Annotated in this window: 21 protein-coding genes; 15 read left to right on the top strand and 6 right to left on the bottom strand. The window is 66.9% G+C overall.

The genetic code is table 11. From position 1 onward, the window contains the following. Positions 1-6 precede the first annotated feature (6 nt). From AC07TU_RS03870 to AC07TU_RS03895, 6 genes are read left to right on the top strand one after another with little or no spacing between them, the layout of a single operon-like run. Positions 7-912 (top strand): cytochrome c oxidase subunit 3, encoded by a 906-nt coding sequence (locus AC07TU_RS03870; RefSeq protein WP_495186585.1) that lies wholly within the window; start codon positions 7-9, stop codon positions 910-912. After that, entirely contained in the window at positions 909-1412 is a 504-nt protein-coding gene (locus AC07TU_RS03875) for a DUF3291 domain-containing protein (RefSeq protein ID WP_495186586.1), read from the top strand. The genes AC07TU_RS03870 and AC07TU_RS03875 overlap by 4 nt, the downstream gene beginning before the upstream one ends. Then, positions 1405-1791 carry a DUF983 domain-containing protein gene (locus AC07TU_RS03880; RefSeq protein WP_495186587.1) on the top strand — a complete coding sequence of 129 codons (387 nt, stop codon included), beginning with the start codon at positions 1405-1407 and terminating at the stop codon, positions 1789-1791. Before AC07TU_RS03875 ends, AC07TU_RS03880 begins: the two co-directional genes overlap by 8 nt. Further along, positions 1788-2432: an SURF1 family cytochrome oxidase biogenesis protein gene (locus AC07TU_RS03885; RefSeq protein WP_495186588.1), complete on the top strand. Its 645-nt coding sequence runs from the start codon at positions 1788-1790 to the stop codon at positions 2430-2432. The genes AC07TU_RS03880 and AC07TU_RS03885 overlap by 4 nt, the downstream gene beginning before the upstream one ends. A 43-nt stretch (positions 2433-2475) precedes the next feature. After that, positions 2476-3873 carry a threonine synthase gene (thrC, locus tag AC07TU_RS03890; RefSeq protein WP_495186589.1) on the top strand — a complete coding sequence of 466 codons (1398 nt, stop codon included), beginning with the start codon at positions 2476-2478 and terminating at the stop codon, positions 3871-3873. Between the two features lie 9 nt (positions 3874-3882). Continuing rightward, positions 3883-4767 (top strand): class I SAM-dependent methyltransferase, encoded by an 885-nt coding sequence (locus AC07TU_RS03895; protein ID WP_495186590.1) that lies wholly within the window; start codon positions 3883-3885, stop codon positions 4765-4767. Positions 4768-4897: 130 nt separating this feature from the next. Here AC07TU_RS03895 and AC07TU_RS03900 read toward each other — a convergent pair whose 3' ends face one another. Genes AC07TU_RS03900 through AC07TU_RS03910 form a run of 3 tightly spaced genes read right to left on the bottom strand, consistent with a single transcriptional unit; the run spans position 4898 to position 6527 of the window. Beyond that, the gene (locus tag AC07TU_RS03900; RefSeq protein WP_495186591.1) at positions 4898-5542 is read right to left on the bottom strand and encodes a heme exporter protein CcmB; all 645 of its coding nucleotides are present in this window, start codon (positions 5540-5542) and stop codon (positions 4898-4900) included. Continuing rightward, positions 5539-6123 (bottom strand): heme ABC exporter ATP-binding protein CcmA, encoded by a 585-nt coding sequence (gene ccmA / locus AC07TU_RS03905; protein ID WP_495186592.1) that lies wholly within the window; start codon positions 6121-6123, stop codon positions 5539-5541. Before ccmA ends, AC07TU_RS03900 begins: the two co-directional genes overlap by 4 nt. Further along, on the bottom strand, positions 6120-6527 hold the full coding sequence (locus AC07TU_RS03910; RefSeq protein ID WP_495186593.1) for a metallopeptidase family protein: 408 nt from the start codon (positions 6525-6527) through the stop codon (positions 6120-6122). Before AC07TU_RS03910 ends, ccmA begins: the two co-directional genes overlap by 4 nt. A gap of 39 nt (positions 6528-6566) precedes the next feature. Here AC07TU_RS03910 and AC07TU_RS03915 point away from each other — a divergent pair, with 39 nt between their 5' ends. The 3 genes from AC07TU_RS03915 to AC07TU_RS03925 all read left to right on the top strand — a co-directional run bounded on the left by AC07TU_RS03915 (position 6567) and on the right by AC07TU_RS03925 (position 8307). After that, positions 6567-6857, top strand: coding sequence for a 4a-hydroxytetrahydrobiopterin dehydratase (locus AC07TU_RS03915; RefSeq protein ID WP_066581323.1), 291 nt, complete (start codon positions 6567-6569; stop codon positions 6855-6857). An 89-nt stretch (positions 6858-6946) separates the two neighbouring features. Continuing rightward, on the top strand, positions 6947-7723 hold the full coding sequence (locus AC07TU_RS03920; RefSeq protein ID WP_495186594.1) for an SDR family oxidoreductase: 777 nt from the start codon (positions 6947-6949) through the stop codon (positions 7721-7723). Positions 7724-7731: 8 nt separating this feature from the next. Continuing rightward, on the top strand, positions 7732-8307 hold the full coding sequence (locus tag AC07TU_RS03925; RefSeq protein WP_495186595.1) for a hypothetical protein: 576 nt from the start codon (positions 7732-7734) through the stop codon (positions 8305-8307). Here AC07TU_RS03925 and AC07TU_RS03930 read toward each other — a convergent pair. From AC07TU_RS03930 to AC07TU_RS03940, 3 genes are all read right to left on the bottom strand, one after another. Next, positions 8304-8927: a class I SAM-dependent methyltransferase gene (locus AC07TU_RS03930; RefSeq protein WP_495186888.1), complete on the bottom strand. Its 624-nt coding sequence runs from the start codon at positions 8925-8927 to the stop codon at positions 8304-8306. The two genes, AC07TU_RS03925 and AC07TU_RS03930, sit on opposite strands and share 4 nt — an antisense overlap. 23 nt (positions 8928-8950) lie before the next feature. After that, entirely contained in the window at positions 8951-10186 is a 1236-nt protein-coding gene (locus tag AC07TU_RS03935; protein ID WP_495186596.1) for a BtaA family protein, read from the bottom strand. Positions 10187-10271: 85 nt separating this feature from the next. After that, entirely contained in the window at positions 10272-10739 is a 468-nt protein-coding gene (locus AC07TU_RS03940) for a hypothetical protein (protein ID WP_495186597.1), read from the bottom strand. Positions 10740-10846: 107 nt separating this feature from the next. On the opposite strand from AC07TU_RS03940, the gene rpiB reads away from it, so the two are divergent. The 6 genes from rpiB (at position 10847) to rpsD (ending at position 14999) form a co-directional block, all read left to right on the top strand. Then, a complete protein-coding gene (rpiB, locus tag AC07TU_RS03945) occupies positions 10847-11284 on the top strand; it encodes a ribose 5-phosphate isomerase B (protein WP_495186598.1) in 438 nt (145 codons plus the stop codon). A gap of 13 nt (positions 11285-11297) precedes the next feature. After that, positions 11298-12605: a serine hydroxymethyltransferase gene (glyA, locus tag AC07TU_RS03950; RefSeq protein ID WP_495186599.1), complete on the top strand. Its 1308-nt coding sequence runs from the start codon at positions 11298-11300 to the stop codon at positions 12603-12605. A 125-nt stretch (positions 12606-12730) separates the two neighbouring features. Then, positions 12731-13207 carry a transcriptional regulator NrdR gene (gene nrdR / locus AC07TU_RS03955; RefSeq protein ID WP_495186600.1) on the top strand — a complete coding sequence of 159 codons (477 nt, stop codon included), beginning with the start codon at positions 12731-12733 and terminating at the stop codon, positions 13205-13207. Next, positions 13204-13929, top strand: coding sequence for an RNA methyltransferase (locus tag AC07TU_RS03960; RefSeq protein ID WP_495186601.1), 726 nt, complete (start codon positions 13204-13206; stop codon positions 13927-13929). The genes nrdR and AC07TU_RS03960 overlap by 4 nt, the downstream gene beginning before the upstream one ends. Positions 13930-13999: 70 nt before the next feature. After that, on the top strand, positions 14000-14230 hold the full coding sequence (locus AC07TU_RS03965; protein ID WP_495186602.1) for a hypothetical protein: 231 nt from the start codon (positions 14000-14002) through the stop codon (positions 14228-14230). Positions 14231-14384: 154 nt separating this feature from the next. Further along, the gene (gene rpsD / locus AC07TU_RS03970) at positions 14385-14999 is read left to right on the top strand and encodes a 30S ribosomal protein S4 (RefSeq protein WP_495186603.1); all 615 of its coding nucleotides are present in this window, start codon (positions 14385-14387) and stop codon (positions 14997-14999) included. The last annotated feature ends 62 nt before the right edge of the window (positions 15000-15061 follow it).

Consider the following 15061-nt stretch of genomic DNA (forward strand, 5'->3'; position numbering starts at 1 on the left):
CGGAAAATGGCCGGCGCCAAGAACCACGATTACCATATTCTCCCGCCCAGCCCGTGGCCGATGCTCAGCTCGCTCGCCGCATTGTGGCTGGCGACCGGCGGCCTGATGTGGATGAAGGCGCATCCGCACGGCATGTGGGTGTTCCTCACGGGCCTCGCCGCCGTCGTGTTCTGCATGGCGTCCTGGTGGGTCGACGTGATCAAGGAAGCCAATTCCGGCGATCACACCCCCGTCGTCCAGCTTCATCTGCGCTACGGCATGATCCTGTTCATCGCTTCGGAAGTGATGTTCTTCGTCGGCTGGTTCTGGGCGTGGTTCGATTTCGCGCTCTTCCCCGCGGCGATCGCGGTGAGCGGTGAGCATGCCAGCGTCGTCGAGATTCTCGAGGGTGCAGTCGCGACCTTCCCGCCCAAGGGCATGGAAGTGCTCAATGCCTTCCACCTGCCGCTGCTCAACACCTTCATCCTGCTGCTGTCGGGCACCACCATCACCTGGGCGCACCATGGCCTGATCCACAATCAGCGCGGCGGCGAGATGAAGGGTCTGTGGGGCTTCATCGGCGTCGGCGAGAACGACGTGGTGAAGAAGGGCCTGTGGCTCACCATCATCCTGGGTCTGATCTTCTCGACCATCCAGGCGTACGAATATGCCCATGCGCCGTTCGTGTTCGGCAAGTCGAACTATTCGTCGGCCTTCTACATGGCGACCGGCTTCCACGGCTTCCACGTCATCGTCGGCACGCTGTTCCTGATGGTCTGCCTGCTGCGCGCCTATAAGGGCGACTTCACCCCGCGCCAGCATTTCGGCTTCGAAGCGGCGGCGTGGTACTGGCACTTCGTCGACGTGGTGTGGCTGTTCCTGTTCGTCGTCGTGTACGTCTGGGGCAGCGCGGGCGCACCGGTCCACGGGTGACGGGCTGGCATCTAGCCCAGGCCAATATCGGGCGGCTGCTGGCGCCGCCCGAACACCCGCAGGTCGCCGGCTTCTTTGCCGAGCTCGATTCCGTCAATGCCCTCGCCGAAACCAGCCCAGGCTTTGTCTGGCGGCTGACGGGCGAGGGCAATGACGCCACCGACCTGCAGCCCACCCCTGACCCGCTGCTAATCGTCAACCTGTCGGTGTGGGAAAGCGCCGAGGCGCTGTTCGACTATGTCTATCGCAGCCAGCACACCCAGGTGATGGCGCAGCGCAAGCAGTGGTTCGCACGCTTTGACGGCCACTACCAGGTGATGTGGTGGATCCCTGCGGGCGAGCTTCCGGCTGTGACCGACATCTTCGCCCGGCTGTGGATGCTCGAACGTTTCGGGCCAAGCGCGCATGCCTTTACCTTCAAGGCGCGTTTTCCCGCGCCCGGCCTGTCCGGTGCCCCGATCGACATGCAGCCCGACCCCTGGTGCGAAGGCCGTGCCTGAGCCTGTGGCCGCCACCGGGTCATCGGTGATCGATTCGGCGGTACGAGGGGCCTGCCCGCGTTGCGGCGCGCGCACGCTGTTCGCCGGCTGGGTCCGCTTCGCTCCACGCTGCGGCCAGTGCGGGCTCGACTATGCCGCATTCAATGTCGGGGATGGACCGGCGGCCTTCCTCACCCTGATCGTCGGCACGATCATCGTCGTGCTCTCGATCTGGCTCGAACTCACCGTCGGTCCGCCGGTCTGGGTCCATCTGTTGCTGTGGATTCCGCTGACGACGATCCTTGTCATCGTTTCCCTGCGCTGGGCCAAGGGCGCGCTGCTCGCGCTCGAATACCGCAACGGCGCGCGTGAGGGACGCATCAGGGAGCCGGACGCATGAAGCTGCCCATTATCCCCACCCTCATCGTCGCGCTTGCCGTTGCTGCGATGATCGGCCTTGGCATCTGGCAGCTCGACCGCCGCGGTCAGAAGGAAGCGATGATTGCGCACTATGCGGGCAATAATGCGCTGCCCGTCATGGCCTTCCCGCGCCCGCCGGTCGGCGACGAGTACCTGTTCCGCCGTGCCAGCGCGATGTGCCTGGAGGTTGTCGGCTGGAGCGAACAGGCTGGCCGCGCCGAGAATGGCGCAAAGGGCTGGCGTCATATCGCCGAGTGCCGCACCGGCGTCGAAGCGCTCACCACCCGGTTCGACATGGGTGTCAGCACCGTCCCCGGCGTGGTCCCGGTGTGGAAGGGCGGGGAAGTGACCGGCAGCATCACCCAAGCCCCCGACGCCACCCCGCTGATTGCTTCGCTGTTCGGAAAGCGCGGTCCGCGAGCGCTGATGCTTGTCGCAGAGGCCCCGGCGCCGGGCCTTGCGGAGAGCGCGCGGCCCGATCCGTCGAGCGTTCCCAACAACCATCTCGCTTATGCCGTGCAATGGTTCCTGTTCGCGCTGGCGGCGGCGGTGATCTATTTCCTCGCGCTGCGCTGGCGCGAACGGAAAGCCGCTTCGCCATCCACCCCGCCGCAAAGCTAGACTTTCTTGCCGCCCGGCGCCCGCGCGGCTAGTCCGCGCAGCCATGCGCTACCAGAGCACGCGCGGCACCGCGCCCGAACTCGATTTCCGTGATGTCACCCTTGCCGGGCTGGCCAAGGATGGCGGCCTCTATGTCCCGGTCGAATGGCCGCGATTCACGCCGGATCAGATCGCCGGCCTGGCCGGTCTTTCCTATGTCGAGACCGCTGTCCGGGTGATGGCGCCCTTCACCGCGGGTAGCCTCAGCGAGGCCGAACTGCGCGAGCTGTGCACCGCCGCCTATGGCCGCTTCAGCCACGACGCGGTCACCCCGCTCGTCCAGCTCGATCACCGCCATTTCCTGCTCGAGCTGTTCCATGGGCCGACGCTCGCCTTCAAGGACGTTGCGCTCCAGTTGCTCGGCCTGTTCTTCGAGCGCTTCCTCAAGGGCACCGACCAGCACCTCACCATCGTCGGCGCGACCAGCGGGGACACCGGCTCTGCCGCGATTGATGCGGTGGCGGGGCGTGAGGGCATCGACATCTTCATGCTCCACCCGAACAAGCGGGTGAGCGACGTCCAGCGCCGCCAGATGACCACGGTGCTGTCGCCCAACGTCCACAACATCGCCATCGAAGGGAGCTTCGACGACGCCCAGGCGATGGTGAAGGCGATGTTCAACGACGCCGACTTCGCCGGGCGGTTCCAGGTGACCGCGGTCAACTCGATCAACTGGGCACGGCTGATGGCGCAGGTGGTCTATTATTTCTACGCCGCCGTCCGCCTTGGCGCCCCGAATCGCGAAGTCGCGTTCAGCGTGCCGACGGGCAATTTCGGCGACGTGTTCGCGGGCTATGTCGCGGCGCGCATGGGGCTTCCGGTGGCAAAGCTGATCGTTGCCACCAACGTCAACGACATCCTCCACCGCGCGCTCTCCGCCGGTGACTATTCGACCGGCACGGTCACGCCCACCGCCGCGCCGAGCATGGACATCCAGGTCAGCTCGAACTTCGAACGGCTGTTGTTCGACCTCGCCGGCCGCGACGGCGCCGCGCTCGCCGAGCAGATGCGCGGGTTCGAGGCAAGCAAGGCGATGCGCCTGACGAACGCGCAACAGGAAGGTGCCGCCAAGCTGTTCGCCAGCGACCGGATCGACGCGGCGGAGATGGCGCAGGCCATGGCCTGGGCCGCTAGCCGCGCCGACGAGATCCTCGACCCGCACACCGCGATCGGTCTTGCCGCCGCGCGCCGGGCGGACGTCGCCGCGGACGTGCCGATCGTCACCCTCGCCACCGCGCATCCTGCCAAGTTCGGCGATGCGGTCGAGCGCGCCACCGGTATCCGCCCGACGCTCCCGCCGCGCATCGGCGACCTGTTCGACCGCGAGGAGCGCTATGATGTGCTTGCGGCGACGTTCGATGCGGTGACGGGATATATCGCGGAACGCGCGCGTCCCCGCTAAGGGGGGCAAATGAACCTCGTCACCCTTACCGGCGAACCCTGGGCCGATTACGGCCTTGTGGATTCGGGCCATGGCCGCAAGCTCGAACGCTATGGCGACTATCGCTTCATCCGCCCCGAGCCTCAGGCGATGTGGGCACCCGCGTCCGAGGACTGGGAGGCACATGGCGAGTTCATGCCTGCCTCCGATGACGAAGGCGGCGGTCGTTGGGTGTTCGGCCATAGCGGCCTCGATCAGCCGGTCCCGCGTGAGGGCTGGCCGCTGGCGTGGAACGAGGCGAAGTTCACCGCCCAGACTACGCCGTTCCGCCATCTCGGCTTCTTCCCCGACATGGCGCCGGTGTGGAGCTGGATGCGCGAGCAGGTCGCGGGCGTCGAGGCGCCGACAGTGATGAACCTGTTCGGCTATACCGGCGTCGGCACGCTGGCGATGGCCGCATCGGGCGCGCAGATGGTGCATGTCGACGCGTCCAAGAAATCGGTCGAGGCCGCCAAAGGCAACGCCGCGCTCTCGGGCATGGCCGACAAGCCGATCCGCTGGATCATCGACGATGCCGGCAAGTTCGTCGCGCGCGAGGTGCGCCGCGGCCGCCGCTACGACGGCATATTGCTCGATCCGCCCAAATATGGCCGCGGCCCGACCGGGGAAGTGTGGCAGCTCGAACAGGATCTGCCCGGCCTGATCGCCAATTGCCGCCAACTCTTGGACGGCGATTCGCGCTTCCTGTTCCTCACCGTCTACGCGATCCGCATGTCGGCGCTGGCGATCGGCGAACTGCTCAACCAGCATTTCGCGGACCTCGGCGGCAAGATCGAATGCGGCGAACTCGCGGTGCGTGAGGAGGCGAGGGGGCTGCTGCTGCCGACCGCGATTTTCGCGCGATGGAGCCGGTAGCCTGACCCGTCATCCCGGCCTTGTGCCGGGATCCACAGTGCCGCACGCGATGCGATCGAACCTCTAGCTCATAGCTCGCATCGCAGTGGATCCCGGCACAGGGCCGGGATGACGAGAAATGGTAGAGGTTCTAGCCCCGCCCCATCCGCATCGCCGCGCCCGCCACGAACGGGCATCCCGCCACTAGCACCAGGCTCACCGCCCCCAGCAGCTTCATCGCGCTCGCGTCGCCCGTCATCGCGCCCGCGCCGAAGATCAGCAGCGGTACCGCGAAGGGCAGCATCACCAGCCCCGCCACCGCGCCCGCGCCGCGCAACCCTGCGGTCAGCGCCGCAGTCGCCACACCCAAGGCCGCCAGCCCCGGCGTGCCGATCAGCAGCGCGATCAGCGCCGCGCACGTCTGATCGAGTGAGAGGTTGAGCAATGCCGCCGCGATCACCGTCGCCATCAGCAAGGTCGGCGCAAAACCCAGCCAATGCCCCAGCGTCTTCGCTGCCGCCACGCTCGCATCCGTCCAGCCGCGCACCGCCAGCTGATCGAGCACGCCGCTCTCCAGGTCCGGGTTCACCAGCCGCTCGACCGGCAGCAGCGCCGCGAGCAAGGCTGCCGCCCAGATCACTCCGCCGCCGACGCGCGCGAGCAGCTTGCCCTCCGGCCCGATCGCGAAGGGGAACAGGATGGCGACGAGCAGGAAGAAGGCGACCGGCAGCGTCAGGCCGCCAGCCGCCCATGCCCGCCGCAGCTCGCGCCAGACGAGGGAGGCGAAGCCGCTCATGCCGCTTCCCCGATCACCACGCCATGCGCGCCGGGGATGTGGATCGGCAGATGCGTCGCGACCACGACGATCCCGCCATTCAGCCGATGCTCGGAAATCAAATGACCCAGCATCGCGACCGCCGCCTGATCCAGCCCGTTGGCCGGCTCGTCGAGCAGCCACACCGGCGCCCCGCTTGCCACCACGCGCGCGATGCCGACGCGCCGCCGCTGCCCGGTCGACAGCAGCCGCACCGGCACCGGTGCCAGCTCCGTCAGCCCGACCGCCTCCAGCGCCGCCTCGGCTGCATCGCGCCGTCCGTCCAGCCCCGCCCAGAACCCCAGCGCCTTGACCACGGACAATTCGGGATCGAGCGCCGCCGCCTCGGTCAGCAACGCGCGCTCACCCTCGACCGTCACCACGCCCGCCGCCGGCTTGAGCAACCCGGCCGCGACCCGGATCAGGCTCGACTTGCCCGCGCCGTTCGGCCCGGTCACCAGCGCCGCGCCGCCTTCCTCGAGCGTGAAGCTCAGCCCTTCGAACAGCAGCCGCCCGCCGCGCAGGCACGCCACGTCCTCAAAGGCGAGCCGGGGACCGGTCACCCGACGCTGTCCTCCAGCGCGTGCATGTCGTCGTCCGACAGCCCGAAATGATGCCCCACCTCATGCACCACGACATGCGTCACCAGCGCCTCCAGGCTCACGCCGGTCTCGACCCATTCGTCGAGCAGCGGGCGGCGATAGAGGTGGATCGTGTCGGGCTGGGGCAGCTCGCCCATGAACCCGTCCTTCTCGCCCACCGGCCGCCCGGAATAGAGGCCGGTCAGTTCGAACGGATCCTCCATCCCCATGTCGCGCAGCGTCTGCTCGTCGGCAAACTCCTCGATCACCAGCACCACATCGGCCAGATAGGCCGCGAAGGGCTCGGGAATCCGTGCCAGCGCGGCGCGGGCCAGCGCTTCCATCTGCGCGGCGCTGGGGGCGAAGGTCTCGGTTTGACTGGTCATTGCCCTGCGCTATGCCCCACCCAACGAAGGAGTGGAAGAATGGTCGAGCAACTGAGCCAGGCGGAACGTGAAGAAGCGCTGGAGGGGCTGCCCGAATGGGATCACCAGGCTGAGCGCGACGCAATCACGCGCAGCTTCACCTTCGACGATTTCAGCCAGGCCTTCGCCTTCATGACTCAGGTCGCGCTGCTGGCGGAGAAGTCGGACCATCATCCCGAATGGTCGAATGTATGGAACCGGGTCGACATCCTGCTCACCACCCACGACGCCGGCGGCCTGTCGGGCCGCGATATCGACATGGCGCAGGCGATCGACGCGCTGGTGGAGTAACGTCTGCTTGCAAAAGCCGGTTGGCTCTGCTCCCCTGTATCTGAAGCCGATTTCGATAGAGCGGTACGGCGAATCTTAGGGGAGGGGTCATGCAGTCGATCTTCATCACCGGCGGCGGATCGGGCATCGGGCGGGCGGTCGCAGTGCTGTTTGCGTCGCGCGGCTGGCGCGTCGGTCTTGCCGACATCAACGACGCCGGCATGGCGGAGACCGCGCGGCTGCTCGGCGGGGCGCCGGTCACGGTCCACAAGCTCGACGTGCGCGATCGCGCGGCCTGGGACGTCGCGCTGGCGGAGTTCGTCGGCGAGAGCGGCGGGCGGCTTGATGTGCTGTTCAACAATGCCGGGGTCGGGGTCGGCGGCAATTTCGCGCAGACCACGGTCGAGGAACTCGACCGCTGCGTCGACATCAACCTGATGGGCGTCGTCTATGGCGCGCATGCCGGCTACCGCTATTTGAAGGCATCGGGCGGCTGCCTGCTCAACACCGCGTCGGCCGCCGGTATCTATGGCACGATGGGGGTCGCGATCTATTCGGCGACCAAGTTCGCGGTGCGCGGCTTTACCGAAGCGCTCGACGCCGAATGGCATGGCGAGGGCATCCGGGTCCGCGCGCTGCTGCCCAGCTTCATCGATACCGCGATCCTCGACGGCACGCCGGTGGGCAGCAACGAGACGATGCGCGATCGCGTCCGTTCGGCGCAGCTAGAATTCACGCCCGTCGAACAAGCGGCGCAGGCGGCATGGGACGCGGTGCATGGCGATACGCTCCACACCCTGGTGGGCAAGACTGCACGCCGCATGTGGTTTGCCGCGCGCTTCCTGCGCGGATCGATGCGCAAACAGGCACGCGGCGCCGCGAAGTGAGGAATGGAATGAAGCCTCTTGTTGCGGTCGTCGCGTTTGCGGCATTGTCCGGTTTCGCACCAGAGCCCGCCAAACCCGCCGATACCTTCATGGCGCGGCTCGCGCCGCTGTGCGGCAAGGCGTTCGCGGGCCGGGTCGTCACCAACGATCCCGCCGACTCCGCCTTTGCCGACAAGACGCTGGTGATGCATGTCGCGTCGTGTGAGCCGGGCCGGGTGCGCGTCCCTTTCCATGTCGGCGAGGATCGTTCGCGGACCTGGGTGGTGACCCGCACCGCGACCGGCGTCCGCCTCAAGCATGATCACCGGCATGAGGACGGCACCTCCGACAAGCTGACCATGTATGGTGGCGACACCAAGGCTCCGGGCACCGCGACGCGCCAGGAATTCCCGGTCGATGCCGAATCGATTGCGCTGTTCCGGTCGCTGAATGCCGAGCGGTCGGTGACCAATGTCTGGGCGATCGAAGCCGACGGCGCTCGCTTTGCCTATGAGCTGCGCCGCCCCGGCCGTCATTTCCGCGTTGAGTTCGATCTCACCCAGCCGATCGTGCCGCCGCCGCTGCCCTGGGGCTGGCAGGGTTAGGCGCGCCGCAGGCTCCCGCTCCACGCATAACCGCGGAGCAAGGGCTCAAAGCCGAGTTCCAGTCCGTTCGCCATCGCGGTGTGTCTGAGCGCTACCGGCAGCTCGCGCCGCGGGGTGACGTGGAAGCGTTCAAGCCAGGCGAACAACGCGCGCCGCCACCAGCCCGGCAGCTTCTCCTGCTGCCCGAAATCGACGACGCGCAGCGCCCCGCCCGGCGCCACCGCCTTGGCCGCCCGCTCGATCGCCGCGGTCCAATCGGGGATCATCGAAAGGGTATAGCTCAGGAATACCCGGTCGAACCCGTCGATGCCGAACAGATCGCGCGCGCTGAACTTCGCCGCGTCGCCCTGTGCCAGTGTGATGCGATCCGACAGTCCGGCAGCCGCCACCTTGGCGCGCGCCGTCGTAAGCATCGCCTCGGAAATATCGAGCCCGTAGAAATGCGCTTCGGGCCAGCGCCGCGCCGCAGCGATCAGGTTGCGCGCGGTGCCGCAGCCGACCTCGAGCACGGTCCCGCCTGTCGGCGGTGCCAGCTCGGCGATCAGCCGGTCGCGCCCGAGCAGATAATATTTGCGGGTGAGGTCATAGATGTGGCGCTGCGCCGCATAGACGCCGTCCATTCGCGCGGCGTGGGACTCTCCGCTCACGGCTTCAGGCGATAGAGGTGGACGCCGCCATAGATGGCCGACCGGTCGCGCGCGGTGAAGTCGAGCGACTCGGCTTCGGCATAGTCCCAGCGATCGAGAATCGCATCGGCGACGCGACCCGGGAGCAGTGTCGGTGCCGCCGCGGTACGGAACAGCACGCGCGCCTCGGGCTTGGCGGTGCGGGTGATCTCGCCCCAAAGGCGATTGAGCTGCGCGTCGGTCATCCAGTCCTGCGCGTCGAGCAGAATGTAGCGGTCGAGCGAGGCGGCGGGCATCGACTCGAGATACTCGACGAAATTCTGGTGGCGCACCTCGACCCGCTCGGCGCGCTCGCGCACTATCGGGTGGTTCGCGGCCTGCAGATAGGGCGGCAGCGGGGCGTCCATGCCTTCGCCATAGCCACGCCCGAACGCCTGCCAGGCGAAGTAATTGTCGGAAAGATCGAAGTCGCAGGCGAGCTTTTCGAGCCGGCGGCGCAGCACCGCACCGATCCCGCGCGGATCGTCGGCGGCCAGCGCCTCATATTGCGCAGGTGGAATGCCGAGCCCGAACAGCGAAGCGGGCTGATCGATCAGCCAGCGCACGAACTTCTTGTCGAACACCGGGGCGAGGCGCCGTTCGAAGATTTCGCGCTGCTCCTCGGGCGTCTTCGCCGCGAGCAGTTCGCGCGGGTCGATGCGGTAGAGCTTGGCGAGCAGATGCGCCGCGCCGATGAACCCGCCGAGGAGCCCGCGCTTGTAGAAGCCCCCGGCAAAGCCCTTGATCCGGCGGCGTCCGGCCAGATCGCGGCCCTCCCAGTAGCGCCGCGTCGTCTCGTCGAGGTGCGGGGCGAGCAGGTTGCGATACGCGGCGACATTCTCGGCGCGGTTCGCCTGGCCGAAGAAGCGATGGAACGCGGCGTGATCGGGCATATGCCGCGCCGCCGCCACCTTCAGCTTGTTGAGCGCGATATGCGCGGTGTTGAGGTCGACCGCGATGATCTTGGCCGGATCGGCGGTGAGGTAGGAGAGGACGTTGCACCCGCCGCTCGCGATCGTCACGACATGGCAGTCGGGCGTGATCGCCAGCGCTTCCATATCGACCGCGGGGTCTTCCCAGATCTGGGCATAGACCAGGCCACGGAACGCGAAGGTGAAGGCACGCTCAAGCAGGCCTTCCTTCGAAAGATGTTCGTGGCGATGTACGGCGGTGCGCACCGCGCGGTTGCGCGGCTGGCTGGCAATCGAACCCATGGTGATGGCTCCCGGGAATTTCCCGGCCCGTAGGTCGCTCGCATGTCAGTCGCGTGACGCCCGGCGTCACGCAACGGTCACATCTTCAATCCCGGCAATAGCCCTCGCCGACGCTCACCGTCAGGCAGTCCTTCTTGCCGTCGAGATATTTGAGGCCGGTCGCTGCACCATCGGTCGCGCGCAGCACCTTCGCGCCGTCGGGGCGCGTAAAGGCGATGCCTTCCTCGGATGCCACCCCGGCAAAGGTGCCGGTCGCGCCCTCGTCCAGGCTATAGGTGTTGATCAGCCGATAGCGGCCCGGCCCCGACGGATCCTTCTCGATCGTCAGCACCAGACCCTCGACACCCACCCATTTGCCGACCCAGGAATCGCGGCTGGGCGCTTCCGCCGCCTTCTCGGCCTTCTCCGCCTCGGCGGTGACATTCTCCGCGATCGCCTGCGCATTGGCGACCGCATTCTCGACCAGCGCCGCCTGTGTTTCGTTGCTCATCTCACCGCACGCCGAAAGCGCCGCCGCGCCTGCCAGCATCGTTCCAACTGCCCAAAGCCGCATGATGGCCTCCCCCAAGAGAAGTTTCGTGCATCCGGTGTAGCCTTTGCCGCGCCAAGCGCCTAGAGAGCCGGGCATCCGCTCATCTCAAGGAATGAACCGCTCTTCCAATGCGAATCGCCATCGCTTCGGATCACGCCGCCTGGGAACTCAAGTCCGCGCTCGCCGAATGGCTGCGCGGCGAAGGACACGAGGTGCTCGATCTGGGCACCGATGGCCCGGCGAGCGTCGATTACCCCGACTTCGGCCTTGCCCTGGGCAAGGCGATTGCGGAAAACCAGGCCGAGCGCGGCATCGCGCTGTGCGGCTCCGGCATCGGTATCTCGATCGCGGTCAACCGCGTGCGCCAGGCCCGTTGCGCGCTGGTTTCGGAACCGCTCTCCGCCCGGCTCGCGCGCGAGCATAATGATGCGAACGTCATCGCCATGGGCGCCCGGCTGATCGGCCCCGAAATGGCCAAGGCCTGCATCACCGAATTTCTCGCCACCGGCTTCGGCGGCGATCGTCATCAGCGCCGGGTGGACAAGCTGACCAACCCGGCCCTCTGAAGGACCAGAGACCATGAGCACCAATCCGATTTCCGCCGTCCAGCCCGACGGCTTCTTCACCAACGATCTCGCCGCCGCCGACCCCGCCGTGTTCGCGGGCGTCCGTCACGAGCTGGAGCGCGAGCGCTACCAGATCGAACTGATCGCTTCGGAGAACATCGTCTCCAAGGCCGTGCTCGAAGCACAGGGCAGCGTCTTCACCAACAAATACGCCGAAGGCTATCCCGGCAAGCGCTACTATCAGGGCTGCCATCCCTCGGATGAGGTCGAGACGCTCGCGATCGACCGCGCCAAGGAACTGTTCGGCTGTGACTTCGCCAACGTCCAGCCGCACTCGGGCGCGCAGGCCAATGGCGCGGTGATGCTCGCGCTCGCCAAGCCCGGCGACACGATCCTCGGCCTCAGCCTCGATTCGGGTGGCCACCTGACGCACGGCGCCAAGGCGGCGATGTCGGGCAAGTGGTTCAACGCGGTCCAATATGGCGTGAAGCCCGACACCCATCTGATCGACTATGATCAGGTCGCGGAGCTCGCCCGCGCGAACAACCCGCGCATCATCATCGCGGGCGGCTCGGCCTATCCGCGCCACATCGATTTCGCGAAGTTCCGCGAGATCGCCGACGAAGTGGGCGCGATCTTCATGGTCGACATGGCGCATTTCGCGGGCCTCGTTGCCGGCGGCGTGCACCCGACTCCGTTCGGCCACGCCCATGTCGTCACCACCACCACGCACAAGACGCTGCGCGGCCCGCGCGGCGGCGCGGTGTTCACCAATGACGAGGCGATCGCCAAGAAGATCAACTCGGCGGTGTTCCCCGGCCTTCAGGGCGGCCCGCTGATGCACGTCATCGCGGCCAAGGCGGTTGCGTTCGGCGAAGCGCTGCGTCCCGACTTCAAGGCCTATGCCGCCGCGATCGTCGAGAATGCCAAGGTGCTGGCGGCGACGCTGACCGAGCGCGGCGCGGCCGTGGTCTCGGGCGGCACCGACACGCACCTCGCGCTGATCGACCTGACCCCGCTGGGCGTCACCGGCAAGGACGCCGATGAGGCGCTCGAGCGGGCGGCGATCACCTGCAACAAGAACGGCATCCCCAACGATCCGCTTCCGCCGGTCAAGACCAGCGGCATCCGCGTCGGTTCGCCCGCCGGCACGACGCGCGGTTTCGGCCCGGCCGAGTTCCGCGAGATCGGCAACATGGTCGCCGACGTGCTCGACGGGCTGCGCAAGAATGGCGAGCAGGGCGACGCCCAGGTCGAGGCGAACGTCCGCGAGCGCGTCCGCGCGCTGTGCGAACGCTTCCCGATCTACCCGGAGGCGTGATGTCCGATCTCCCTCTCCCCTCAGGGGAGAGGGCCGGGGAGAGGGGGAGTCGTCTCACCGAGACCGGCCTCTCTGCGAGCCCTCGGCCCCTCACCCAACCCTCTCCCCTCAGGGGAGAGGGCTAAATGCGCTGCCCGTTCTGCGGCCATGAGGCCAGTCAGGTAAAGGACAGCCGCCCCACCGAAGACGGGGCGGCGATCCGTCGCCGCCGCCAGTGCGAGGCGTGCGCGGCGCGCTTCACCACCTTCGAGCGGATCCAGCTGCGTGAGCTCACGGTGCTCAAGAGCGAGGACAAGCGCGAGCCGTTCGATCGCGACAAGCTGATCCGCTCGGTCTCGCTCGCCTGCCGCAAGCGGCCGATCGACGCGACCCAGATCGAAAAGCTCGTCTCGGGCATCCAGCGCCAGCTCGAAACGCTCGGCGATGGCGAGATTCCCTCGAAGCGCATCGGCGAGATGGTGATGGAGGGGCTCAAGGGCCTCGACTCGGTCGCCTATATCCGCTTCGCCAGCGTCTATCGCGATTTCCGCGAAGCCAAGGATTTCGAGGCGTTCGCGAGCAGCGTGAACGCGGTGGGCCATGAAAGGGCGCGGGGCGAGTGAGCGCGCCGTCGCCCGTCATCGTCTTGGTTCGCCCGCAGCTTGGCGAGAATATCGGCAAGGCGGCGCGCGCGATGCTCAATTTCGGGCTGACCGAAATGCGGCTGGTTTCTCCACGCGACGGCTGGCCCAACCCCAATGCCGGCCCGGCGGCGAGCGGCGCGGACATCGTCCTTGAACAGGCGCGGGTGTTCGACAGCGTCGCCGATGCCGTCGCCGATTGCGAACATGTCTATGCCACCACGGTACGCAAGCGCGGCGTGACCAAGCCGGTGGTAACCCCGGTCGAGGCCGCGAGCGCGATCCACACCGCGCCGGGCCGCAGCGCGATCCTGTTCGGGCCGGAGCGTTCGGGGCTGGAGACCGAGGATGTGGCGCTCGCCCGCGCAATCCTGACCGTGCCGATCAACCCCGAATTCGGCTCGCTCAACCTCGCTCAGGCAGTGATCCTCGTCGCGTATGAATGGTCGAAGGGCCGTGAGCTTGCCCAGCCGCCGCGGGTCGACCTCGATCCTCCCGCGCCGCAGGTCGAACTTGAAGGGCTGATCGGCCATCTCGAGGCATTGCTCGAGGAAAGCGGCTATTTCTATCCGCCCGCGCGCGTACCCACGACCAAGCTGACGCTGCGCAACCTGCTGACCAAGCCCGGCTGGACCGAGCAGGAACTGCGCACGATGCGCGGGGTGCTTTCGGCGCTGGAAGGCAAGAAGCGCGCGCGGCGATAGATGTGGGCGATTGCCCGCCCTGCGAACTCCGATTAGACTTTGGTCCGCAAAAGGTAATCAAGGAGCTCATATGTTGTTGACGTCAGCGTTCCTGCTTTCGCTCGCCGCGGCGCCTGCCGTGTCGGAGCAGCCCGCCAAGCCGGAGAGCGAGAAGAAGATCTGCAAGGTCGCGGTCTCGACCGGCTCGCGCATGGCGCGTGCCAAGGTCTGCAAGACCCAGGCGCAGTGGGATGAAGACCGCGAGAACAATCTGGAAGACGCGCGTCGGCGCAGCAACACGGTCGAGTCGACCGGCCGTTGACTTGACGGGCGTGTTCCGTTAGGCGCGCGCCTTCGCAATCGGCCCCGCACTCCGGTGAAGCGGCGGCCCTGTGCCTCGTGCACAGGCGATACCGGAATCGCGATCAGGCAGGAAACTGCCGGGTCAACGTCGTAGCAATTGTAAGGAAGTTCACATGTCGAAGCGCTCCAGCGCCAAGTACAAGCTCGATCGCCGCATGGGCGAGAACATCTGGGGTCGTCCCAAGTCGCCCGTCAACAAGCGTGAATATGGCCCCGGTCAGCACGGCCAGCGCCGCAAGGGCAAGATGTCGGACTTCGGCATCCAGCTGCGCGCCAAGCAGAAGCTCAAGGGCTATTACGGCGACATCACCGAGAAGCAGTTCAAGCGCTCGTACGAAGACGCTTCGAAGATGAAGGGCGACACCGGTCAGAACCTGATCGGCCTGCTCGAAATGCGCCTCGATATGATCGTCTATCGCGCCAAGTTCGCGCCGACGATCTTCGCCGCCCGCCAGCTGGTCAACCATGGCCACGTCAAGGTGAATGGCGAGAAGTGCAACATCGGTTCGCGCCGCATCAAGCCGGGCGAGACCGTCGAGCTGGGTTCGAAGGCGCAGGAAATGGCGCTGGTGATGGAGGCGCAGAGCCTCGCCGAGCGTGACATCCCCGATTACGTCGCTCCGGACGGTGCGTCGAAGGTCACCTTCACCCGCGTGCCGACCCTCGACGAGGTGCCGTACCCGGTGAAGATGGAACCGAACCTCGTCGTCGAATTCTATTCGCGCTAAGGTCCGGCTTCAGCCGAAACAGCAAAGGGCGGTCCTCCGGGGCCGCCCTTTTCGTTTGCGCG

This window comes from Sphingomonas sp. GW821-FHT03E12 (assembly GCF_059420685.1).

Bases quoted from the DNA above. Each gene is read 5' to 3' on its own strand.
- AC07TU_RS03870 (WP_495186585.1), top strand. From the start codon at position 7: ATGGCCGGCGCCAAGAACCACGATTACCATATTCTCCCGCCCAGCCCG.
- AC07TU_RS03885 (WP_495186588.1), top strand. From the start codon at position 1,788: ATGAAGCTGCCCATTATCCCCACCCTCATCGTCGCGCTTGCCGTTGCT.
- thrC (WP_495186589.1), top strand. From the start codon at position 2,476: ATGCGCTACCAGAGCACGCGCGGCACCGCGCCCGAACTCGATTTCCGT.
- AC07TU_RS03895 (WP_495186590.1), top strand. From the start codon at position 3,883: ATGAACCTCGTCACCCTTACCGGCGAACCCTGGGCCGATTACGGCCTT.
- AC07TU_RS03900 (WP_495186591.1), bottom strand. From the start codon at position 5,542: ATGAGCGGCTTCGCCTCCCTCGTCTGGCGCGAGCTGCGGCGGGCATGG.
- AC07TU_RS03910 (WP_495186593.1), bottom strand. From the start codon at position 6,527: ATGACCAGTCAAACCGAGACCTTCGCCCCCAGCGCCGCGCAGATGGAA.
- AC07TU_RS03915 (WP_066581323.1), top strand. From the start codon at position 6,567: ATGGTCGAGCAACTGAGCCAGGCGGAACGTGAAGAAGCGCTGGAGGGG.
- AC07TU_RS03920 (WP_495186594.1), top strand. From the start codon at position 6,947: ATGCAGTCGATCTTCATCACCGGCGGCGGATCGGGCATCGGGCGGGCG.
- AC07TU_RS03925 (WP_495186595.1), top strand. From the start codon at position 7,732: ATGAAGCCTCTTGTTGCGGTCGTCGCGTTTGCGGCATTGTCCGGTTTC.
- AC07TU_RS03930 (WP_495186888.1), bottom strand. From the start codon at position 8,927: ATGGACGGCGTCTATGCGGCGCAGCGCCACATCTATGACCTCACCCGC.
- AC07TU_RS03935 (WP_495186596.1), bottom strand. From the start codon at position 10,186: ATGGGTTCGATTGCCAGCCAGCCGCGCAACCGCGCGGTGCGCACCGCC.
- AC07TU_RS03940 (WP_495186597.1), bottom strand. From the start codon at position 10,739: ATGCGGCTTTGGGCAGTTGGAACGATGCTGGCAGGCGCGGCGGCGCTT.
- rpiB (WP_495186598.1), top strand. From the start codon at position 10,847: ATGCGAATCGCCATCGCTTCGGATCACGCCGCCTGGGAACTCAAGTCC.
- glyA (WP_495186599.1), top strand. From the start codon at position 11,298: ATGAGCACCAATCCGATTTCCGCCGTCCAGCCCGACGGCTTCTTCACC.
- nrdR (WP_495186600.1), top strand. From the start codon at position 12,731: ATGCGCTGCCCGTTCTGCGGCCATGAGGCCAGTCAGGTAAAGGACAGC.
- AC07TU_RS03965 (WP_495186602.1), top strand. From the start codon at position 14,000: ATGTTGTTGACGTCAGCGTTCCTGCTTTCGCTCGCCGCGGCGCCTGCC.
- rpsD (WP_495186603.1), top strand. From the start codon at position 14,385: ATGTCGAAGCGCTCCAGCGCCAAGTACAAGCTCGATCGCCGCATGGGC.